The organism is Pseudarthrobacter sp. NamE5 (genome assembly GCF_005796225.1).
In the GTDB taxonomy this organism is placed as follows: Bacteria; Actinomycetota; Actinomycetes; order Actinomycetales; family Micrococcaceae; genus Arthrobacter.
In genome coordinates, this window is the sequence record NZ_VAHO01000002.1 from 158,740 (window position 1) to 180,016 (window position 21,277).

Sequence of the window (21,277 nt, forward strand, 5' to 3'; positions counted from 1 at the left end):
GTGAAGCTCAGGCAAGCTCGCTTGCCGAACGCTGGATCTGGTCCAGCCATGCCTGGCGCGCTTCAAGGGCCTCCCGGGCAGCCTTGATCTTGCGCTGGTCGCCGGTCTTCTCAGCTGCGGCAAGATCTTCCTGCAGGCCGGCAATTGCCGACTCCAGCTGCGAGAGGGCGCTGTTGGTGCGGGCTTTACGCTCCGGGTTGGACCGCTGCCACTGCTCTTCCTCGGCCTGCCGGACGGCATCTTCAACCTTGCGCAGCCCAGCTTCGATGCGGCCCATGTCAGCGCGCGGCACTTTGCCTGCCTCTTCCCACCGGTCACGGACGGACTGCAGTGCCTTCTTCGCTGCTGCCAGGTCCCTGACGGGGAGGATGGTGTTGGCTTCTGCCAGGAGTGCTTCCTTGACCTTGAGGTTGGTGGCGTATTCCTGGTCGATTTCGTCGTTGGCTGCCTGCCGGTTGTTGAAGAAAACGTCCTGGGCCGCACGGAAGCGGGCCCAGAGGGCGTCGTCATCCTTGCGGCTGGCACGCGGTGATGCCTTCCACTGGTCCATCAGCCTGCGGTACTCACCTGCGGCATGGCCCCAGTCGGTGGACGTGGACAGCGCCTCCGCCTCTGCAATCAGTTTTTCCTTGGCCGACTTCGCAGCGGAGTTGCTGCTATCCAGCTGGGAGAAGTAGGCACGGCGGTGGCGGTCGAAGACAGTACGGGCAGCGCGGAACCTCTTCCAGAGTGCGTCTTCGTTGCTGCGCCCCAGGCGGACGCCGCTCTTCTGGGCCGCTTTCCAGTTCTCGAACAGCTCGTTCATCCTGGCGCTGGAGGTCTTCCACTGCGTCTGGGCGGGATCCTGGGCGGAAATCTGCTCTGCTTCGGCAACGATGGCCTCGCGGGCCGCAAGCTCAGAGGCACGAACGGCGTCGTGTTCGGCCTTCTCGGCTTTCTCGAGTTCGTCAATCTGCCCGGAGAGCTTATCCAGACGGGCCTCAGCCGATCGCAGGTCGCCCACCATGTTCCGCTCAGCCAGCTGTTCCCGAAGGTGGGTAACTGTCTTTTGCATGTCCGTGCTGGGGGCCTTGGAGCTGACCCGCTGCTCAAGCAGTACGATCTGCGCTACAACATCGTCATACTTCCGGGCAAAGTAGGCCAGCGCCTCGTCATCACTGACACCGGGATACTGTCCCACGGGGTGCTCAGCGCCGTCGATGGTGAGGAAGACGTGCCCGTCGCCTTCAACCCGGCCCCACTTTGCGGCCTCCGCGGGGGAAGTTGCGGGAGCAGCCGGAGCAGCAGCTGCTGCCGGGGCGGCGGCAGCCGGCTTAGGCCGGGAAGCGAAGGCGGCCGGTGACGGCGCGGCTGGCCGGGCTGAAGGTGCCGGTGCGGGGGCAGCAGCGGAAGCTTCTCCAGTGGAAGCGCCGCCCGCAGGGGATCCGCCTGCAGCTTCGTCCCGGGCAGCAGGAGCGGTTCCAGTCGCTTCTGCTGCGGAGGTGCCGGTTGCCTCAGTCCCTGCGCCGTCAGCCGCGGGGGCCGCCGCGTCGGCCAGGTCTGTTGCTGTTTCGTCGGATTTCTGACTGTCTGTCACCGCTAAAAGTCTTTCGCTTGGAGGGAAATACTCACGTACTGCACCACAGCGCGCCGGCCGGGTCTCCTACTTCAGAGAAAACGAGTCTATCGTGACTGGTTCCACAGGTGCGCCGTCTGTGTCGCTGCTGCCCGGTGTGATCCCGGCAGCAGCTATATTCGACACCACGTCCAGCCCCGATGTCACCCTTCCCACCACCGAATAACCGCCGGCGCTGTCGGCCGGAATGACGGTGTCTTTGTAGACGATGAAGAACTGGGTGCCGTTTCCGTAGGCGTTGTTGGCCGTGCGGGCAACGGCGATGGTACCGGCGGGGTAGGTGTTGTCAGCCGGAGTGTTTTCCAGTGGTCCCCAGGTGTAGTTCGGGTCTCCCTGGCCGTCACCCGTGGGGGAGCCGCACTGAAGGACTCCGAAGGACTCCGCGGTGGTCAGGCGGTGGCAGGTTTTTCCCTTGAAGTAGCCTTCGTCGCTGAGTGACTTGAAGACAGCGGCGGCCTGCGGGGCGCTTGTCCCGTTGAGTTCCAAGCCGAGGGCGCTGCCGTTGAGCACGAGCTGGCCGGTGAAGGTTTTCCCCGCGGCCGTGTCGGCTGCCGGGATGTTGGGACCGTTCGTGGGCTGCACGGAGGGGGTTGCCGAGGGACTGGCAGTCGCCGTCGGGCTGCTCAACCCCGCCTCTGCGGCGGCGAATTCTTCCTCCGTGGGGTTTCCGGAGAAGGCCGTGAGTTGAAGGACGACGGCGAGCACCACTGCCGCTGTTCCGGCACCGGCCGCTACCAGGTTGTCGCGCTTGCGCCGCGCCTCCTGGTCACGCCGCATGGCGCGCTTGGCTTCCATTTGCTGAATGCGCCGTCTGGTGTCCCGGGCATTGCGTGAATTGGCCGCCAAGGGCTCCTCCTTATAGTCGGGCTGCTGTACCCGGGCTTTCGGGCCGCGGAAACAGAAATTGACCGCCGAGCCTGCCGGTCCGCTGCATTAGAGAATGCCGGCGGAAGACGCATAAACTGACTGCCGCACATAGTTTATGCATGACCGGCTGGACTGCCGCCGTCGCAACCCCGTCTGGGGCCATAGCCACGCAGGTCCGGCAGCCTTCACCAAGAGGAGATACTCCACCATGGCACGCAACGCCTCCCTGTCCGGATTCCCCGAGTGGCTTCCCGAGGAACGGCTGGTGGAGCTCCATGTGCTGGATACGCTGCGCAGGGTCTTCGAACTGCATGGATTCTCCTCAATCGAAACGCGTGCCGTTGAAACGGTTGGCCAGCTGCTGCGCAAGGGTGAGATCGACAAGGAAGTGTACGGTCTCAGCCGGCTCCAGGAGGACGAGAGCGAAAAGCTCATCAGGGGCGGCAAAGCGGATCCACATGCGCTTGCCCTGCACTTTGACCTCACCGTCCCGTTCGCCCGTTATGTGGTGGAAAACGCAGGCTACCTGGCGTTCCCCTTCCGGCGGTACCAGATCCAGAAGGTGTGGCGCGGTGAGCGCCCGCAGGAGGGCCGGGCCCGTGAGTTCACCCAGGCGGACATCGACGTGGTGGGCGACGGCGAGTTGCCGTTCCGCTACGACGTTGAAATTGCCCTGGTCATCGCCGAGGCGCTCAGCGCGCTTCCCATTCCGGACTTCCGCCTGCGCATCAACAACAGGAAACTCGCCGAGGGCTTCTACCGCGGCATCGGCATGGACGATACCGCCGGTGTACTCAGGAGCATCGACAAACTCGAAAAGATTGGCCCCGCGAAGGTGGCCGAACTGTTGAAGTCGGAACTGGGCGCCACCGACGAGCAGGCACAAAAAGCTTTGCAGCTGGCGGAAATCCGCGCGGAGGACACATCCTTCGTGGCACAGGTCCGCGCCCTGGGCGTCAGCGACGGACTGCTGGACGAAGGCCTGGACGAGCTGGAGCAGGTTATCGAAGCCGCAGTCCAGCGCGCGCCGGGCAAGGTAATGGCTGACCTCAGCATCGCCCGCGGCCTGGACTATTACACGGGAACTGTCGTGGAGACCGTCCTGGTGGGCCACGAGCAGCTAGGCTCCATTTGCTCCGGCGGACGGTATGACGCGCTGGCGTCCAAGGGGAACCGCAAGTTCCCGGGCGTCGGCTTGTCCATCGGGATTACGCGCCTGGTGTCCCGTATCCTCAGCCAGGACCTTGCCAGGGCGTCCCGGTCCGTCCCCACCGCCGTGCTGGTCGCCCTCACGCACGATGAAAGCTGGGATGCGGCGCAGGATGTGGCCGCACAACTGCGCAGCCGCGGCATCCCCACCGAGGTCGCAGCCAAAGCCGAAAAGTTCGGCAAGCAGATCAAGTTCGCCGACCGGCGCGGTATCCCCTTCGTGTGGTTCACGGACGACGACGGCACGCACCAGGTCAAGGACATCCGTACCGGCGAACAGGTGGTGGCCGCTCCTGAAACCTGGACACCGCCCGCAGAAGACCTGTCAGTACAGGTGTCCACCGCGGAAGAACCCGCGGCCGCCGCCCTTTAGCCGCGGCCGGCCTGCCGGCCGCGGAAGCGCAGCGCAGCCCAGCGGCCTGCCGCACCGGCTCCTAGCACGGCCACCATGGTCAGTACGGAGACCGGCGGCAGGGTGAACGCGAGCAGCAGGCAGGCGAGGAAACCCACCGCGTTCAACCAGCGCGGTGCGTATCCGGGACGGCTGTCCAGGGCATACGCCGACGCGTTCGCTACGGCGTAGTAGATCAGTACGCCGAAGCTCGAGACTCCGACCACCGTCATGACGTCAGTGCTGACCAGAAGCAGAATGACGACGGCGGCCACGGCCAGTTCGGCGACAAAGGGCACCGTGTGCTTCCCGCCCACCTTCGCCAGCGGGCCCGGCAGGTCACGTTCCCTTGCCATCGCGAGGGTGGTGCGTCCCACCCCCGTAATCAGGGCAAGGAGTGCCCCCAGGCAGGCGGCTCCAGCGCCCACCTGGACAAGCGGCGCGCCTGCCTCCAGACGCGACTGCATTACCGCGTCGAGCAGCGGCGTCGTGGTGGCTGCCAGCTGCCCGCCCGGAAGGTGGTTCAGCAGGAGCAGGGCCAACGTGAGGTAGATGGCGAACGCGCCGGCCAGTGCTGCCAGGACGGCACGGGGAATGGCGCGGGCAGGATCCTTGACTTCCTCGCCGAGGGTGGCGATCCGGGCGTAGCCGGCGAAAGCGAAGAACATCAGCCCCGCCGCGGGGAGTACACCCGCCGCTCCGTCCAAGGACTCGGCTGGGCCTCCCGCGGGGTGCGGCCCCACGGCTGCAGCCAGGGCCACAAAGACCAGGGTGGCCAGGACAACGCACAGCAGGATCCGGGTGAGCAGTGCAGTGCGCGTGATGCCCAGCAGATTCACGCCGGTCAAGGCTATAACCGCCGCTACGGCAACCGGTACCGGGTAGTCCGGTGCAATATAGCTGCCGAAAGTGAGCGCCATGGCTGCGCACGACGCCGTCTTTCCGGTCACGAAGCCCCAGCCCGCAAGGAATCCCGGCCACTCGCCGAGCTGCTCCCGCCCGTAGACGTACGTCCCGCCGCTCGTCGGATACTTGGCGGCAAGGGCCGCCGAGGCCACCGCGTTGCAATACGCCACTGCCCCCGCAATCACCACCGACAGGGCCAGCAGTTGGCCCGCCAGCGCCGCCGCCGGCGCGAAGACCACGAACACCCCGGCACCCAGCATCGAACCGAGGCCGATGGCCGTGGCGTCAAGCGTCCCAAGCCGGCGTTGCAGTTGCTGGTGTGCGCTCATGCGGTAACAGTCCCTTTGCAGCGGGTAAACTCGAACGGAATCGTTCCGCAACGATCCTACGAAACTTCTCCATCGACTTCCCGCTGTTACCCCGCAGAAAGGCGTGCTGTGCTGCGCACACATGACCTCGGATCCCTTCGTTCCGAGCACATTGGACAAACCGTAACCCTGGCTGGCTGGGTTGGCCGCCGTCGTGATCACGGTGGCGTGGCCTTCGTTGACCTGCGTGATGCTTCCGGCGTGGCACAGGTTGTGGTCCGCGAGGAAGAAGTCTTCCACGGCCTGCGCAACGAGTACGTCCTGCAAATCATCGGCACCGTCTCGAAGCGGCCCGAGGGCAACGAGAACCCTGCTCTGGCCACCGGCGAGATCGAGGTGATGGCGGAGAAGGTCACAATCCTCAACACCTCGGATCCGCTCCCGTTCCAGATCGACGAGCACGTTGAAGTGGGCGAGGAAGCACGCCTGAAGCACCGCTACCTGGACCTGCGCCGGCCGGGCCCCGCCCGCAACCTCCGCCTGCGTTCGGAGGCCAACCGGGTAGCCCGCGAGCTGCTCCACCAGGACGGTTTCGTGGAGGTCGAGACCCCCACCCTCACCCGTTCAACGCCGGAAGGTGCCCGCGATTTCGTCGTGCCCGCACGCCTGGCGCCGGGCTCCTGGTACGCCCTCCCGCAGTCACCGCAGCTCTTCAAGCAGCTCCTGCAGGTGGGCGGGTTCGAAAAGTACTACCAGATCGCCCGCTGCTACCGTGACGAGGACTTCCGCGCCGACCGCCAGCCGGAGTTCACCCAGCTGGACATTGAGGCCAGCTTCGTGGAGCAGGACGACATCATTGCCCTCGGCGAGAGCATCGTCAAGGCATTGTGGAACCTCATTGACGTGGAGATTCCCACTCCGATCCAACGCATCACCTACAACGACGCCATGGCCCGCTTCGGCTCCGACAAGCCGGACCTGCGCTTCGGCGTGGAGCTCACCGAGCTCACGGAGTTCTTCAAGGACACCAACTTCGGTGTCTTCAAGGCACCCTATGTAGGTGCGGTTGTTATGCCGGGCGGTGCCTCGCAGCCGCGCCGGACGCTGGATGGCTGGCAGGAGTTTGCCAAGCAGCGCGGCCACAAGGGCCTCGCCTACGTCCTGTATAAGGAAGACGGCGAACTCGCCGGCCCCGTCGCGAAGAACCTGACGGAGACCGAACGCACGGGCCTGGCAGATGCCGCGGGCGCCAAGCCCGGCGACTGCATCTTTTTCGCTGCCGGCGAGAAGTCCGCCGCCCGCGCCTTGCTCGGTGCTGCGCGCGTTGAAATCGGTCACCGTACCGGTTTGATCAACCCCAGCGACTGGGCCTTCTGCTGGGTGGTGGACGCTCCTATGTTCGAGCCCGCGGCTACTGCTGTGGCTTCTGGGGACGTCGCCGTCGGCGGCGGAAAGTGGACTGCCGTGCACCACGCGTTCACCTCGCCCAAGCCCGAATTCATGGACAGCTTCGACACCGATCCGGAGTCGGCCCTGGCCTACGCCTACGACATCGTCTGCAACGGCAACGAAATCGGCGGCGGCTCCATCCGTATCCACCAGAGCGACATCCAGGAACGCGTGTTCGAGGTGATGGGCCTTTCGCACGAGGATGCCCAGGAGAAGTTCGGCTTCCTGCTCGAGGGCTTCAAGTACGGCGCACCCCCGCACGGCGGCATTGCCTTCGGCTGGGACCGCGTGGTTGCACTCCTGGCCGGCGTGGACTCGATCCGCGACGTTATCGCGTTCCCCAAGACCGGCAACGGCTACGACCCCCTGACTGCAGCACCGGCGCCCATCACACCCCAGCAGCGCAAGGAAGCCGGGGTGGACTTCAAGCCGGAGGCCAAACCGGCTGAAGCCAAATAGGTTCCCGCCTGAATCCCCGAAGGCCCTCCCGCACGGGAGGGCCTTCAGGTTTATCTGCAGAGGAGGACACGGTGGACAGTCTCCTGGCCCGGCAACCTGGCAGCTACGAGTCCCTGATGGACGTCGCGTGGCCGGCGCCGGAACGCAGTGAGGTGGGGGAGTGGGTCCTTCGCGCCGCGTCCGGTGTCACCCAGCGTGCCAACTCGGTGTGGCCCCGCGGCATCGCCCCCGAGCCCCTGGACGCGCTGCGCCAGTCGGCCCAGTGGTATCGGGACCGGCGCCTGCCGCTGATCTTCCAGGTGACGGACACCGCTGCCAATGCGGGGCTTAACGATGTCCTGGACGCCCAGGGCTTCCCCCGGCAGTCCGGGACCGTCATCATGGCCCGGCATGCAAGCGCCGGTCCTCCCGGTCCAGCAGCTGCCAAGGCGGAAATCCGGGACCAGCCGGATGAGGCATGGCTGGACCTGTGGTGGAGCGTCGACGGCCGGGGCGGCCAGGCGGAGCTGGCGATGGCACGCACTATCCTGACCGGCTGCCCTTCCCTGTATGCCCTGGTGAGGGACGACGACGGCGTCCCCGCCGGGGTCGGACGCCTCGCCTTGGCGGACGGAACCGGCGGAGTCTACTGCATGGCCTCCTCGAAGTCCCACCGCCGGCAGAGCTACGCCTCGGCGGTGCTGCAGGCTTTGCTGCACGCGGGGACAACCAGGAAGCTGGAGCATTTTTGGTTGCTGGTCACTGCAGACAACTACGCTGCCCGGGAGCTTTACCTGCAGGCCGGATTCGAGGAAGTATGCCGCTATTTCTACCGCCAGCAGCGGCCGCAGCGGGCACTGACAGGCTGTTAACCTGTTCCGGCCAGGGGCGGGCCGGGATGGATTAAGGGCGAGGATCCGTCACCTGGATTCGAACCGAACACGCGTCCGCTGCTGCCCTCTTCAGTACGGCGGCTTTGGGATCCGGAACGTCAAGGTACGCCAGGCGGGGAAGCCCGGCATGGCCCTTCAGGGCCGGGTGCTCGAGGACAAGTCCCGCCAACGCCCGGTCACCGCCAGGAACCATATACTCAAAGACCTCACCGCCAAATACCCGCTGCGCCTGCTCTGCGACAGCTTCCACCAGGGCGTCGGCCTGGTTTGACCGGCGGCGCGCAAACCGTTGCTGGGACTGGCCTCCAGCGGCAGTCCGCGACTGGACGTACGCGGAGCCGACCTTGGACCCCAGGACCAGCCCCTCGCTGACCACCGCGACGCCATAGCCACCGCGGCGTACCAGCAACAGGCCAAGCCTGCGCGGCTGCGACGCGAGGGAAGCCAACCTTTCGAGTGGATCCGCGCCGCGGCCGGGCCTGCCGTCAACCGGCCAGGGCGGCTGGAGCAGCGCCTCGGCGCCGTCGTCGGCAATCAGCCGCAGGCCGTCGTCGGTATCAGTCAGCTGATATGCGCCGTGTGCAGCGGCGAACCGCTCCGCCCAGCCGGCCACCCGCCCACCGGGGACGAAAGCGGTCCGGACGGAGGGGCCGTGCTGTCCTGCGGCAGTACGTGCGGACATGCGGCATCCTTCGAACGGCGGCGGATTCCGCGGGCGATATGCGGAGGTGAACTGGAAGTAGCCTATCTATGTGGATGATCTCTTCGGGCACAGGCCCGGCAATGATGACGACGACGGCGGCGGCAACGGTGCGCCGGCCGCCGGACAACCTGCCGGGGGAGGCGGCAACGCTTCCCCGCGCGGTCCGCTTGCCGTCCGAATGCGTCCGCGTACCCTTGATGAGGTGGTGGGCCAGCAGCACCTCCTCGGCCATGGGTCACCCTTGCGCCAGCTGGCGGCCGGGGCGGGAGCGGACACATCGGGCCCTGCGGGACCGACGTCACTCATCCTCTGGGGTCCGCCCGGAACGGGAAAAACCACCCTTGCCCACGTGATCGCCCGCGGTCCCGGGCGGAAGTTTGTGGAGCTTTCCGCCATCACCGCCGGGGTGAAGGACGTGCGGCGGGTCATGGATGACGCGCTGACGGCCAGGGACCTGTACAAGACCACCACCGTCCTGTTTTTGGACGAAATCCACCGGTTCAACAAGGCGCAGCAGGATGCACTGCTGCCGGGGGTCGAGAACCGGTGGGTGGTCCTGGTGGCGGCGACCACCGAAAACCCGTCGTTTTCCGTGGTGTCGCCCCTGCTGTCCCGGTCACTGCTGCTGACGCTTCGTCCGCTTACTGACGGCGATATCGAGGGCCTGCTCCAGCGCGCCATTGCTGATCCGCGGGGACTCGGCGGGAAGGTGGCCGTCAGTGAGGAAGCGCTGGAGCATCTGGTCAGGCTTTCCGGCGGTGACGCGCGGCGCGCCCTGACCGCCCTGGAGGCGGCCGCCGGCGTTGCCTTTGGTGATGCAGACGACGCCAGTGACGGGCCCGTCGCCGTCGAACTTAAGCACACCGAGCGCGCCCTGGACGTCGCCGCCGTTCGCTATGACCGCGCAGGTGACCAGCACTATGACGTGATCAGTGCCTTCATCAAGTCCATCCGTGGCTCGGACGTCGATGCCGCACTGCACTACCTGGCACGGATGCTGGAGGCGGGGGAGGACCCGCGCTTCGTGGCCCGCCGGATCATGATCTCCGCTGCCGAGGATGTGGGCATGGCGGATCCCACCGCCTTGCAGACAGCCGTGGCCGCGGCCCAGGCAGTCCAGCTGATCGGCATGCCCGAAGGCCGGATTATCCTCGCCGAGGCCGTGGTGCACCTGGCCACCGCGCCCAAATCCAATGCGGCCTACATGGGCATCAACAAGGCCGTCGCCGACGTCCGGGCGGGCATGGGCAACGGCATCCCTGCCCACCTCAGGGACGCGCACTACCCGGGATCCAGGCAGCTTGGCCACGGGGTGGGATACAAATACGCCCATGACGCTCCGCATGCGGTGGCCACCCAGCAGTATCCGCCGGATGACCTGGTGGGGAAGGACTACTACCAGCCCACCGCGAACGGTGCCGAGCGCGACATTGCCGTACGGCTGGAGCGGCTCCGGAAGATCGTCCGGGGCAAGTGATCCGACTGGGGAAACGCGGGCGCCGTGGTAGGATGAATGTTTGTCTGGCAAGGCGCGGACGCACAATCTCCCCAATTTCACGTTGAGAAGGTTATGCCTGCGCCCAGTAGCAAAAGGCAGCGGTTGGCCGATGCTCTCCATCGTGGAGGCCAGTAACACTGACACACCGCAGATATTGGAAGGACACAAGTGGCTAACAACACTCGTGCTCGCCGTCAGGCCCGCCTCTCGCGGTCCCTCGGCATTGCTCTGACCCCCAAGGCCGCCAAATACATGGAGCGCCGCCCGTACGGCCCCGGTGAGCATGGCCGTGCCCGCAAGAAGCAGGACTCCGACTACGCCGTACGTCTGCGTGAAAAGCAGCGCCTGCGCGCCCAGTACGGCATCCGCGAAGCACAGATGACCCGTGCCTTCGAAGAAGCCCGCCGCACCAAGGGCCTGACCGGTGAGAACCTCATCGAACTGCTCGAAATGCGTCTCGACGCCCTGGTCCTGCGTGCCGGCTTCGCCCGCACCATCGCCCAGGCCCGCCAGCTGGTTGTGCACCGCCACATCATGGTTGACGGTGTCCGCGTTGACCGTCCGTCGTTCCGCGTCGGCGAGGGCCAGCTGGTCCACGTGCACAGCCGCAGCGAAACCATGGTTCCGCTCCAGGTTGCCGCCGCGGGCGCCCACCGCGATGTCCTGCCTGCCGTTCCGGCTTACCTGGACGTCAAGCTGGAAGCGCTGCAGGCACGCCTGGTCCGCCGCCCCAAGCGCTCCGAGATTCCCGTGACCTGCGAAGAGCAGCTCGTCGTCGAATTCTACGCACGCTAAATTCCGGCAGCGTATCCAAAGAAGCCCGTGGCAAGCGCCACGGGCTTTTTTGTATGTAAGGTACTTGGGGGACATCTGCGGAATGCGCTTGAGTGCGCTCCTTCCGGATGCAACCGAACCACAGAATTTTGAGGAGATGAACGTCTATGTCTGGTGGCGATATTGCCGGCCTGATCGCTGCCGGAGTGTTTGCGCTCCTGGTGCTGCTGCTCGCGGTGCCCATCCTGAAGCTCGGCAAGGTGCTGGACGAGGTGCGCACCACCATCCGTTCCCTGAGCGATGGCGCCACGCCCCTCATGGACGAGGTTACGGCCACTGTGTCCACCACCAACCAGCAGCTGAAGAAGGTGGACGGCATCTCGTCCAACGTCTCCGATGCCTCGGCCAACCTGTCCGCTTTGTCTTCCCTGGTGGCCGCCACCGTTGGATCGCCGCTCATCAAGGTGGCAGCTTTCAGCTATGGTGTCCGCACCGCGCTGACCAACCGCAAGAAACCTGCTGCCGGCCGCCGCAGCCGCTGAATTCCGGAGGATCACACACATGAAACGAATCGTCTGGATGGGAATTGGCGTCGCAATCGGAGTCATTGCCTTCCGCAAGGTCACCGAGGCGCAGGCCAGCGTCCAGTCCACCCTCGGCCCCGAAGGCCTGAACCGGGCGGTGGGGCGTCTCGCTGACGGCGTCTATGACTTCGCTGATGCGCTCCGGGCCGGCATGCGCGAACGCGAAACTGACCTCCGGACGGCTCTCGGGCTGGAGTCGGGAGACCTGGCACGCCGCTGACCTGGACAGCGGCAGCAACAACGTTAGAACCACACCGGGCTGGGACCGTGCACGCGGTACCGGCCACACGAAAGAACCTCCGTGCCGCAGACAATGCGCGGAGCAAGAAGGGTAAGTAGACAGCTCATGAAGTCGCAGGAGATCACAAAGCGCTGGGTGGACTTTTTTGTCAGCAAGGGCCACACCGCGGTTCCCTCCGCGTCGCTGGTCTCCAGCGACCCCTCGCTGCTGTTCACGGTTGCCGGCATGGTGCCGTTCATTCCCTACCTCACCGCCCGCGAAGAAGCTCCCTACTCCCGTGCCACAAGCGTGCAGAAATGCATCCGCACCGGCGATATCGAGGAAGTGGGCAAGACTGCCCGCCACGGCACTTTCTTTCAGATGTGCGGCAACTTCTCCTTCGGCGACTACTTCAAGGAAGACGCCGTCAAGTTCGCCTGGGAGCTGCTCACCAGGAGCGTTGACGACGGCGGTTACGGGCTTGCGCCGGAACGGCTTTGGGTCACCGTCTACGAAGAGGACGACGAAGCCAAGGAACTGTGGCTCAAGAACACCGGCGTGCCTGCAGAGCGCATCCAGAAGATGGGCAAGTCGGACAACTACTGGCACACCGGACAGCCCGGCCCTGCCGGCCCCTGCTCCGAGATCTACTACGACCGCGGCCCTGACTACGGCGTGGAGGGCGGTCCGCTGGCAGACGAGACCCGCTACATCGAGATCTGGAACCTCGTGTTCATGCAGTACCAGATCGAAAACGTCCGCTCGAAGGAAGATTTCGACGTTGTGGGCGAACTGCCCAAGCGCAACATCGACACCGGCCTTGGCATGGAACGCTTGGCCATGATCCTGCAGGGCGTCGAGAACATGTACGAGACGGACCAGGTCCGCCCGGTCATCGACAAGGCTGCCGAACTCTCCGGCAAGGAGTACACCTCCGCAGAGTCCGACGACGACCCCCACCACACAGACGACGTGCGGATGCGCGTGGTCGCCGACCACATCCGCTCGGCTTTGATGCTGATTTCCGACGGCGTGACCCCCTCCAACGAAGGCCGCGGCTACGTCCTGCGCCGCCTGATCCGCCGCGCCGTCCGCTCGATGCGGCTCCTGGGCGTCGAGCAGGCGTGCCTGCCGGAGCTGCTGCCGGCCTCCCGGGACGCCATGAAGGGCGTCTACCCCGTGGTGGACACTGACTTTGCCCGCATCAGCCGCATCGCCTACGCCGAAGAAAAGGCGTTCCTGCGCACCATCGCTTCCGGTACGGCCCGCCTGGAGGACGCCGTCAAGGAGTCCAAGGCTGCGAACAAGCCGCTGTCCGGCGAAGACGCTTTCACCCTGCACGACACCTACGGCTTCCCGATCGACCTCACGCTCGAGATGGCCGAGGAAGCCGGGCTCGAGGTCGATGAGGCTGCTTTCCGCAGCCTCATGCAGGAGCAGCGCCAGCGCGCCCAGGCAGATGCCAAGGGAAAGAAGGGCGGCCATGCCGACCTCAGCGCCTTCCAGGAAATCCTCACCCAGGGTGAGACCGTCTTTACCGGTTACACCGAGCTCGACGCCGAATCGCGCGTCCGCGGCCTCCTGTCCGGAGGCCGGCCGGTGCAGCAGGCCGCCACCGGCGACGAAATCGAGCTTGTCCTGGCGGAAACGCCGTTCTACGCCGAAGCCGGCGGGCAGGCGGCAGATACCGGCCTGATCACCGGGGACGGGTTCGTTGTGGAGGTCCTTGACGTGCAGCGCCCGCTGAAGGGCCTGAGCGTCCACAAGGCCATCGTGCGGGAAGGCGAAATCGGGGCGGACTCTCTGGTCCGCGCCGCCGTCGACCGTGAACGCCGGCATGCTGCCGAGCAGGCCCATACGGGTACGCACATTGTGCACGCGGCACTCCATCAGATCCTTGGGCCGGAGGCTACCCAGCGAGGCTCCTTCAACAAGGCCGGCTACCTGCGCTTCGACTTCGCCTGGGGCGAGGGCCTGAGCACGGCAACCCGCTCGGAAATTGAAGAAGTCTCCAACCTTGCCATCCGCAACAACTATGCGGTGGAGACCAAGGTGATGGCGCTGGCAGAGGCCAAGGCCCTGGGCGCCATGGCGCTCTTCGGCGAGAACTACGGCAACGAAGTGCGCGTGGTGGAGATCGACGGCGCGTGGTCCCGCGAGCTGTGCGGCGGAACGCACGTGTCCAACACCTCGCTGATTGGCAGCCTGTCGCTCCTGGGCGAACAGTCAGTCGGTTCCGGAAACCGCCGCGTGGAGGCCTTCGTCGGCATGGATGCATTCCGCCACCTGGCGGCCGAACGGGCCCTGGTTACCGAGCTGACCGAGATGCTGAAGGTCCCGTCCGGCCAGCTGGCCGGACGGATTGCCGCCACCCTTGCGAAGCTGAAGGCCACCGAGAAGGAACTTGACCGGCTGCGCAAGGAGCAGCTGGCCGCCTCGGCCGCCCAGCTGGTCAACTCTGCCAAGGATGCCGGCGGTGTCAGCGTCATCGCCCATGACGCCGGCCAGGTCAATGGTGCCGACGATATCCGCGGACTCGCCCTGGACCTGAGGAACCGGCTGGGATCGGCACCGGCAACGGTGGCAGTGGCAGGCGTCGCCAATGACCGTCCCGTCATCCTGGTGGCCACGAACGAGGCCGCGCGGGAAGCCGGAGTCAAAGCCGGAGCGTTGGTCCGCCTCGCTGCCGGCATCCTCGGCGGGGGCGGCGGCGGCAAGGACGACGTCGCCCAGGGCGGCGGAACCGACGCCGGCAAGACCGCGCAGGCGCTGGCCGCCGTCGTCGATGCCATCTCACGGCGCTGATCTTCCCATGACCGATCCTGCAGCTGCCGGCGCCTACCCCCAGGGCATCAAATTGGGGGTGGACGTCGGTACCGTCCGGGTGGGGGTTGCCGTGTGCGACCGCGACTCCATCCTTGCCACCCCGTACAAAACCCTGGACCGCAACGCGAAGAAGAACTCGGACATACGGGTGATTGCAAACCTGGTCGAGGAACTTGGCGCGGTGCAGGTCATCGTTGGGCTGCCCCGGACCATGAAGGGTGAAGAACGGTCCTCTGCGGAGATGGCCAGGGACTACGCGCAGCAGTTGGCCGCAGAGCTGGCAGCACGCGCCCTTGCGGTGCCCGTGAACCTCGTGGACGAGCGCCTCAGCAGCGTCACGGCGCACCGGAGCCTGCACGAAGCTGGCATGAGCAGCAGGAACCACCGTAAAGTGGTTGATCAGGTCGCGGCGGCAGGTATCCTTCAGCACGCCATCGACATGCAGAAAGCCAGGGGAGCGGACGTCGGCTCACGCGTGACGCCGCCAGCCCCTTCCGTGGACCTGGGAGGCAGCGGACAGGATGGTTCTGTTCATGCCGCCACAGGTGACACGGCCCGATCTTCAGATAATGGAAGGCAACAGTGAGCCCTGCCAACATTGACGACGCTTCCGGTCCGCTGCACGCCGGGGCAGCCAGACAGCTGACCCGCAAGGAACTCCGTGCCCGGGAAAAGACCCACACCGGGGACCACGACGCCGTTCCCGAGCAGGCCTACGAAACGGGCCATGATGTTCCCCCGCCGCCCGCCGGGGCTCCTTCAACTGCCGGTCAGGAAGACGCTGCCGCAGGCGGGAACGGTGCCCGGGAGGAGCAGTCCATACCGGCAGCGCCTGCTGCCCCACCCTCCATCCAGCAGTCCCGGCCGGACGACGTGGGCCGCGGGGACGCCCTGCAGTACCAGGACCCGCGCCACGGGGACGTGGACGCCGCCTACGCTGCGCCCATGCTGGCGCACCACGGTCACACAGGTGAGACGCCCTACACGGAGGACGTTCACTATGCCGACGCCGGCTATCCGGAGGGTGCGCACCACGACGATGCCTATGAAGAAGCCCAGTACCAGGACAGCGGTCAGCACGGGGATAACCAGCACGAAGACCTCCACCACAGTGAAGCGCATCACGGCAGCTATCAGACCGGCGGGCACCACGATTTCCTTCCAGGCGCCTCCGCGGCAACTGTAGTGGCCAAGCCGTCCAAAAAAGTCCGCCGCCGCCGTCGGCTACTGGCGCTTTTCCTGACCCTCGCCGTCTTCGTCACGGCCGTTGCAGTCGGAGCGCAGTTCCTGAAGCCGCTGCTTGGCAGCAGTAAACCCGAAGACTTCCCGGGACCCGGCACGGGCGAGGTCGTGCTGACCGTTGAAAACGGTGAAGGCGCCCGCTCGGTGGCGTCCAAGCTTGAGAACGAACGTGTGGTAGCGAATGCTGACACCTTCCTGCAGAGCTTCAGCGCATCCGGCGGGACGCTGGCCCCGGGGGATTACAAGTTCAGGAACGAGATGAAGAATTCCGACGCCGTGAACGTCCTGCTCGGCAAGGACCAGGAAAAGGTTATCTACTTCGCCCTGAGCGCCGGACTGCGGATCGGCGAATCGCTGCAGGCGATCTCCCAGGGGTCCGGCATCTCCATCCAGGATTTAAAGGCGCTCAGCGACAAGCCGGCCCAGTTCGGGCTGCCCGCCAGTGCCAAGAACCTGGAAGGGTACCTGGCTCCGGGCGAGCACCGTTTCCCCTTGGGGACGCCGGCAAAGGACATCCTCCAGGCACTGGTCAAGACCACCACGGATGAACTCGTGGCCCAGGGGATCACCGACCCCGCCAAGCAGTACGAGGCCGTGATCGTGGCAAGCATCGTGCAGGCCGAAGGCGGCCAGGCCGAGTACGGGGATGTGGCCGGGGCCATTTACAACAGGCTGAAGCCCAACGACCAGACCGGCGGCTTCCTGCAGGTGGACTCGGCGGTCACCTACGGCCTGGGCACCAAGAGCTACAACTTCACGGATGAACAGCGGCAGGACAAGTCGAACCCGTACAACACCTATGCGAATCCTGGACTGCCGCCAGGACCCATCGGTTCTCCTGGGAAAACGGCAATTGATGCTGCCGCCAAGCCGAAGTCCAACGACTACCTGTACTGGGTGACCATCAACCTGGACACCAAGGAGACCAAGTTCTCCAAGACGCTCGCTGAGCACAACGGCTATGTTGAGCAGTACAACGAGTGGTGCAGGGCCAACGCCGGACGTTGCACGTGAGCCTTCGGGCTGCCGTCCTCGGCCACCCGATCAGCCATTCCAAGTCCCCGGCGCTGCACCTTGCTGCCTACGGCCGGCTGGGAATCGGTATGAGCTACACGGCCATTGACGTAACAGAAAACCTGCTGCCGGCCCTGATGGGGCAGATCCGCGACCAGCCCGGCTGGCGCGGACTGTCCGTCACGATGCCGCTCAAAACGGCGATGCTTGGGCAGGTGGACGAGGTCCGCGGCGTGGCGGGAACCCTGGGTGTGGTCAACACCGTCACGTTCGAAGAACATCCAACCGGTACCCGCACTGTTGGTTCCAACACGGACGTTGCCGGGATCGTCAGTTCGCTCCGCCACGCCGGTGTTGCCGCAGCGCCCTCTGCCGTGGTCCTTGGCGGCGGTGGAACCGCGGCTTCAGCAGTGGCCGCACTCCAGCAACTGGGTGCCGGCCATGTAACGGTCTTCGTCCGGGACACGTCCCGCACCGGGGAAGTCTGCGCGGCTGCCGGAAGCCTGGGCGTTGAACTGGAAGTCCGAAACCTGGCTGACGCTGCCCGCCCCGCCGCGGGAGCCGACGTCGTCATATCCACCCTCCCGCCAAGAGCGGCGGATGGACTGGCCGCCGGGATGGCAGCCCTGAAGACCAGCACTCCGGGTGTGCTGCTGGACGTGGCCTACGACCCCTGGCCAAGCCTTATTGCCTCCGTTTGGCAGGCAGGCAGCGGAACAGTGGTGCCCGGACTCGAAATGCTGCTGTACCAAGCGGTGGAACAGGTACGCCTGTTCACCCGGCTGGATGAGGAAGTTAATGCATCTGTCATAGATGTGATGTGTGACGCAGTCGGGCTTCCCCGACGGGTGTTGTGACCGCCATACGTGGCAGGATGGAAAATATGTTGCGTTGGTTGACTGCCGGTGAATCCCATGGTCCGGCTCTGACGGGAATTATCGAAGGCATCCCCGCCGGTGTTGAAATCACCAGCGGGCACATCGCAGACTCCCTGGCCCGGCGCCGCCTCGGATACGGGCGCGGTGCACGGATGAAGTTCGAGCAGGACGTCGTCACCATCCTGGGGGGCGTCCGGCACGGCCTGACCCAAGGCGGCCCCGTGGCTATCCAGGTGGGCAACACCGAGTGGCCCAAGTGGGAGCAGATCATGTCCGCGGACCCGGTGGATCCGGAACTGCTTGCAGACCAGGCCCGCAACGCACCGCTGACCCGCCCCCGCCCGGGCCACGCAGACTTTACCGGCATGCAGAAGTACGGCTTCAGTGAAGCGCGGCCCGTCCTGGAACGCGCCAGCGCCCGCGAGACTGCTACCCGTGTTGCCATGGGCACTGTGGCAGCGCAGTTCCTGAAGCACCTCGGCATCGAGCTGGTCAGCCACACCGTCAGCATCGCCAGCGTCACCGTACCCGAAGGCCGTCCGCTGCCTGCACCCGGCGACGTCCTGGCCCTGGACGCGGATCCCTTGCGCTGCTTCGACCGCGAAACCTCCGACGCCATGGTTGCGGAGGTGGACGCCGCCCACAAGGAAGGCGAAACCCTGGGTGGGGTGGTTGAGGTACTCGCCTACGGCCTCCCGCCGGGACTGGGCAGCTACGTCCATTGGGACCGCCGGCTTGACTCCCGCCTGGCCGCCGCCCTGATGGGAATCCAGGCCATCAAGGGCGTGGAGGTGGGTGACGGTTTCCTGACCGCCGCGCGCCGTGGTTCCGCCGCCCACGACGAAATTGTCCGGGATGCCGACGGCCGCATCGTGCGCGCCAGCAACCGCGCTGGCGGCATCGAAGGCGGCATGAGCATCGGGGACGTACTGCGGGTCCGCGCGGCCATGAAGCCCATCGCCACGGTGCCCCGCGCATTGAGGACCATCGACGTCAGCACCGGAGAGCCCGCCAAGGCACATCACCAGCGTTCGGATGTCTGCGCCGTCCCGGCTGCCGGGGTGGTGGCCGAGGCAATGGTGGCGCTGGTACTGGCCGAGGCTGTCACCGAAAAGTTCGGCGGCGACTCCATCGCGGAAACAGCGCGGAACATCAAGGGTTACCTGGACAGCATTCCGGAATCCCTGGACTCGATTGGCCAGTAAGTGCCCGCCAGCAGCAAGACCATACCTGTGGGCAGGCCCATCGTCCTGATCGGGCCCATGGCGGTTGGAAAATCGGCTATCGGGCAGCAGCTGGCCCATCAGCTTGGAGTACCGTTCGTGGACACTGACGCCGTGATCGTCGCAGGCCACGGCTCCATCTCCGACATCTTCGCCGGCCGCGGTGAACATGCGTTCCGTGAGATCGAGGCAAGGACTGTAGCCGACGCCGTCGAGGCAGCGGACAACACTGCCACCGTTATCTCCCTGGGCGGGGGAGCGGTGCTGGACTCCGGCACACAGCAGCTCATCAGCCGCTGTACCGTGGTGTACCTCGAGTGTGATGCCCAAACCGTCGCCTCCCGCATTGCCCGGAACTCCGGGCGCCCGCTGCTGGCTGGGGACGCCATGGGACGCTGGACCGCCATGTTCGCCACCCGAAGGCCGGTCTATGAACGGCTGGCAGACATCACCCTGGACGTGCGCCACGGCTCGGTCGCCGAGCTTGGCGCGCGGCTCGAAGCAGCACTGCGCGAGTACGCAGCTGCCCAACAGGAAGTTGAAAAGTGAGCACCGAATCAACAGTCATCAGCATCACCGGCGGTTCCACCGCCGAGAACTACGACGTCGTCGTCGGCCGAGGGCTGCTGGGCGACCTTCCCGGCCTGCTGGGGGAGCGCGTGCGCCGGGTGCTGGTAATCCATCCGCGCGCCCTGCGCATGACCGGTGACACGGTCCGCGATGAGCTGGCCGCTGCAGGGTTCACCTCACTGACGGCTGAAATTCCCGACGCCGAAGAAGGCAAACACATCCAGGTGGCCGCCTTCTGCTGGCAGGTCCTGGGACAGAACGACTTCACCCGCTCTGACGCCATAGTTGCCGTCGGCGGCGGCGCCGTGACCGACCTTGCCGGTTTTGTGGCCGCCACCTGGCTGCGCGGAGTGAAGGTCATCCACATGCCCACCAGCCTCCTGGCCATGGTGGACGCCGCAGTTGGCGGCAAGACCGGGATCAACACCGCCGAAGGCAAGAACCTCGTCGGCGCCTTCCACCCGCCCGCCGGCGTGCTTGCGGATTTGGACACACTCAATACACTGCCCAGGAATGAGCTCATTTCCGGCATGGCGGAAGTCATCAAGTGCGGCTTCATCTCCGACCCCGCCATCCTTGACCTCGTGGAGAAGGACATCGCGGCAGTGCTCGATCCGCAGTCGGCGGTGGTGCGCGAACTGATTGAGCGGGCCATCTCCGTGAAGGCGAAGATAGTCTCCGAGGACCTGAAGGAATCCGGGCTGCGCGAAATCCTCAACTACGGGCATACGCTGGGCCACGCCATCGAGCTGGTGGAGCGCTATTCCTGGCGGCACGGGGCTGCTGTCTCCGTGGGCATGATGTTTGCCGCCGAACTCGCCCGCAGCGTGGGGCGGCTCAGCGATGCCGACGCCGACCGGCACCGCAGCATCCTCGAGGGCCTCGGGCTTCCGGTCACCTACCGGCGGGACCGCTGGCAGGGGCTGCTTGACGGGATGCGCCGGGACAAGAAGTCCCGCGGTGACCTGCTCCGCTTCGTGGTTCTGGACGGTGTCGGCAAGCCGGGGATGCTGGACGTTCCGGACACCTCGCTGCTGTTCGCCGCCTACCAGGAAATTGCCTCCTGATGCACGGCGACATGGAAGGAACAGCCGACTGGCCCGAGGCCGGCTTCCCGGGCATCCGCATCAACCCGGAGTCGCTGCTGCCGGAGATCGTGAACGCTGAAGCCTGCCGGGAGGCGCTGGCGACGTCCACCGATCCCGCAGACCACATCTTCGTGCTGCTGGTGGAAGGTCACGCGTCCGAGGCCGCCGAACTGCTCGCCGAAGCCCGGTTCAAGGACCCGGAATCCTTCCGGCTGCGCACGTTCGAAGCCGAAGTGCTCCGCGTTTCGAACCGCCTGGACCGCGCCGTGGAGCTGTTCCGACAGCTTTTGGCCGAGGTGCAGGGCACGCCCCGGGAGGCCCTGGTGTGGCAGTTCCTCGGCAAGACCCAGTACAGCGCCGGCCAGATGAGCGCGGCGGTGGAATCGTTCGCCCGTGCACTGGACCTGCGGGTGGCCCAGTCCGCGGACGCGGCACAGATCTACTCGTCCACTGTGGCCCTCCAGCGTGCCCGCGACGTCCTGGAACTGGCCTGCTGAGCCTGCCAACAGACATTCCCGCAACCCTGCCTGAGGCCGCTGCAGGATGGCGCTGCCGATTTACCGGTAGAATGGTCTTTGGAT

At 65.8% G+C, this 21,277-nt stretch carries 19 protein-coding genes; 15 read left to right on the forward strand and 4 right to left on the reverse strand.

Features of this window, described 5'->3' with window-relative positions:
• Positions 1-7: 7 nt before the first annotated feature.
• Together FDW84_RS03970 and FDW84_RS03975 are read right to left on the reverse strand one after the other, a co-directional pair.
• The gene (locus tag FDW84_RS03970) at positions 8-1,576 is read right to left on the reverse strand and encodes a DUF349 domain-containing protein (protein ID WP_171046644.1); all 1,569 of its coding nucleotides are present in this window, start codon (positions 1,574-1,576) and stop codon (positions 8-10) included.
• Between the two features lie 66 nt (positions 1,577-1,642).
• Positions 1,643-2,461, reverse strand: coding sequence for a peptidylprolyl isomerase (locus FDW84_RS03975; protein ID WP_138606787.1), 819 nt, complete (start codon positions 2,459-2,461; stop codon positions 1,643-1,645).
• Positions 2,462-2,690: 229 nt separating this feature from the next.
• Here FDW84_RS03975 and hisS point away from each other — a divergent pair, with 229 nt between their 5' ends.
• Positions 2,691-4,064 carry a histidine--tRNA ligase gene (gene hisS, locus FDW84_RS03980; protein ID WP_138606789.1) on the forward strand — a complete coding sequence of 458 codons (1,374 nt, stop codon included), beginning with the start codon at positions 2,691-2,693 and terminating at the stop codon, positions 4,062-4,064.
• On the opposite strand, the gene FDW84_RS03985 is transcribed toward hisS, so the two are convergent.
• A complete protein-coding gene (locus FDW84_RS03985) occupies positions 4,061-5,317 on the reverse strand; it encodes an APC family permease (protein ID WP_138606791.1) in 1,257 nt (418 codons plus the stop codon). The two genes, hisS and FDW84_RS03985, sit on opposite strands and share 4 nt — an antisense overlap.
• Before the next feature lie 108 nt (positions 5,318-5,425).
• On the opposite strand from FDW84_RS03985, the gene aspS reads away from it, so the two are divergent.
• Positions 5,426-7,204, forward strand: coding sequence for an aspartate--tRNA ligase (gene aspS, locus FDW84_RS03990; protein WP_171046645.1), 1,779 nt, complete (start codon positions 5,426-5,428; stop codon positions 7,202-7,204).
• Positions 7,205-7,320: 116 nt separating this feature from the next.
• Entirely contained in the window at positions 7,321-8,055 is a 735-nt protein-coding gene (locus tag FDW84_RS03995; protein ID WP_138607215.1) for a GNAT family N-acetyltransferase, read from the forward strand.
• A 31-nt stretch (positions 8,056-8,086) separates the two neighbouring features.
• Here the strand turns inward: FDW84_RS03995 and FDW84_RS04000 are convergent, their stop codons facing one another.
• Complete coding sequence (locus FDW84_RS04000) at positions 8,087-8,758, reverse strand: acVLRF1 family peptidyl-tRNA hydrolase (RefSeq protein WP_138606793.1); 672 nt, start codon at positions 8,756-8,758, stop codon at positions 8,087-8,089.
• Between the two features lie 70 nt (positions 8,759-8,828).
• On the opposite strand from FDW84_RS04000, the gene FDW84_RS04005 reads away from it, so the two are divergent.
• The 12 genes from FDW84_RS04005 (at position 8,829) to FDW84_RS04060 (ending at position 21,193) form a co-directional block, all read left to right on the forward strand.
• Positions 8,829-10,256, forward strand: a complete 1,428-nt coding sequence (locus tag FDW84_RS04005) for a replication-associated recombination protein A (RefSeq protein ID WP_138606795.1) — start codon at positions 8,829-8,831, stop codon at positions 10,254-10,256.
• A gap of 189 nt (positions 10,257-10,445) precedes the next feature.
• Positions 10,446-11,072 (forward strand): 30S ribosomal protein S4, encoded by a 627-nt coding sequence (gene rpsD / locus FDW84_RS04010; RefSeq protein WP_009357431.1) that lies wholly within the window; start codon positions 10,446-10,448, stop codon positions 11,070-11,072.
• A gap of 146 nt (positions 11,073-11,218) precedes the next feature.
• The gene (locus tag FDW84_RS04015) at positions 11,219-11,593 is read left to right on the forward strand and encodes a DUF948 domain-containing protein (protein ID WP_138133811.1); all 375 of its coding nucleotides are present in this window, start codon (positions 11,219-11,221) and stop codon (positions 11,591-11,593) included.
• 19 nt (positions 11,594-11,612) lie between these two features.
• On the forward strand, positions 11,613-11,855 hold the full coding sequence (locus FDW84_RS04020) for a hypothetical protein (protein WP_240721371.1): 243 nt from the start codon (positions 11,613-11,615) through the stop codon (positions 11,853-11,855).
• A gap of 126 nt (positions 11,856-11,981) precedes the next feature.
• A complete protein-coding gene (gene alaS / locus FDW84_RS04025; protein ID WP_138606797.1) occupies positions 11,982-14,660 on the forward strand; it encodes an alanine--tRNA ligase in 2,679 nt (892 codons plus the stop codon).
• 7 nt (positions 14,661-14,667) lie between these two features.
• Positions 14,668-15,267: a Holliday junction resolvase RuvX gene (ruvX, locus tag FDW84_RS04030; protein WP_138606799.1), complete on the forward strand. Its 600-nt coding sequence runs from the start codon at positions 14,668-14,670 to the stop codon at positions 15,265-15,267.
• Positions 15,264-16,937, forward strand: a complete 1,674-nt coding sequence (gene mltG, locus FDW84_RS04035; protein WP_138606801.1) for an endolytic transglycosylase MltG — start codon at positions 15,264-15,266, stop codon at positions 16,935-16,937. Before ruvX ends, mltG begins: the two co-directional genes overlap by 4 nt.
• Positions 16,934-17,794 (forward strand): shikimate dehydrogenase, encoded by an 861-nt coding sequence (locus tag FDW84_RS04040; RefSeq protein ID WP_138606803.1) that lies wholly within the window; start codon positions 16,934-16,936, stop codon positions 17,792-17,794. Before mltG ends, FDW84_RS04040 begins: the two co-directional genes overlap by 4 nt.
• 26 nt (positions 17,795-17,820) lie before the next feature.
• The gene (gene aroC / locus FDW84_RS04045; protein ID WP_138606805.1) at positions 17,821-19,020 is read left to right on the forward strand and encodes a chorismate synthase; all 1,200 of its coding nucleotides are present in this window, start codon (positions 17,821-17,823) and stop codon (positions 19,018-19,020) included.
• Entirely contained in the window at positions 19,021-19,587 is a 567-nt protein-coding gene (locus FDW84_RS04050; protein ID WP_240721372.1) for a shikimate kinase, read from the forward strand. It abuts the gene before it with no gap.
• A complete protein-coding gene (aroB, locus tag FDW84_RS04055; protein WP_138606807.1) occupies positions 19,584-20,675 on the forward strand; it encodes a 3-dehydroquinate synthase in 1,092 nt (363 codons plus the stop codon). Before FDW84_RS04050 ends, aroB begins: the two co-directional genes overlap by 4 nt.
• Positions 20,675-21,193 (forward strand): tetratricopeptide repeat protein, encoded by a 519-nt coding sequence (locus FDW84_RS04060; protein WP_138606809.1) that lies wholly within the window; start codon positions 20,675-20,677, stop codon positions 21,191-21,193. The genes aroB and FDW84_RS04060 overlap by 1 nt, the downstream gene beginning before the upstream one ends.
• Positions 21,194-21,277: the final 84 nt, after the last annotated feature.

Coding starts and splice junctions, on each gene's coding strand:
- hisS (WP_138606789.1), top strand. CDS start 2,691: ATGGCACGCAACGCCTCCCTGTCCGGATTCCCCGAGTGGCTTCCCGAG.
- FDW84_RS03985 (WP_138606791.1), bottom strand. CDS start 5,317: ATGAGCGCACACCAGCAACTGCAACGCCGGCTTGGGACGCTTGACGCC.
- FDW84_RS03995 (WP_138607215.1), top strand. CDS start 7,321: ATGGACGTCGCGTGGCCGGCGCCGGAACGCAGTGAGGTGGGGGAGTGG.
- FDW84_RS04000 (WP_138606793.1), bottom strand. CDS start 8,758: ATGTCCGCACGTACTGCCGCAGGACAGCACGGCCCCTCCGTCCGGACC.
- FDW84_RS04015 (WP_138133811.1), top strand. CDS start 11,219: ATGTCTGGTGGCGATATTGCCGGCCTGATCGCTGCCGGAGTGTTTGCG.
- FDW84_RS04020 (WP_240721371.1), top strand. CDS start 11,613: ATGAAACGAATCGTCTGGATGGGAATTGGCGTCGCAATCGGAGTCATT.
- alaS (WP_138606797.1), top strand. CDS start 11,982: ATGAAGTCGCAGGAGATCACAAAGCGCTGGGTGGACTTTTTTGTCAGC.
- ruvX (WP_138606799.1), top strand. CDS start 14,668: ATGACCGATCCTGCAGCTGCCGGCGCCTACCCCCAGGGCATCAAATTG.
- aroC (WP_138606805.1), top strand. CDS start 17,821: ATGTTGCGTTGGTTGACTGCCGGTGAATCCCATGGTCCGGCTCTGACG.
- FDW84_RS04060 (WP_138606809.1), top strand. CDS start 20,675: ATGCACGGCGACATGGAAGGAACAGCCGACTGGCCCGAGGCCGGCTTC.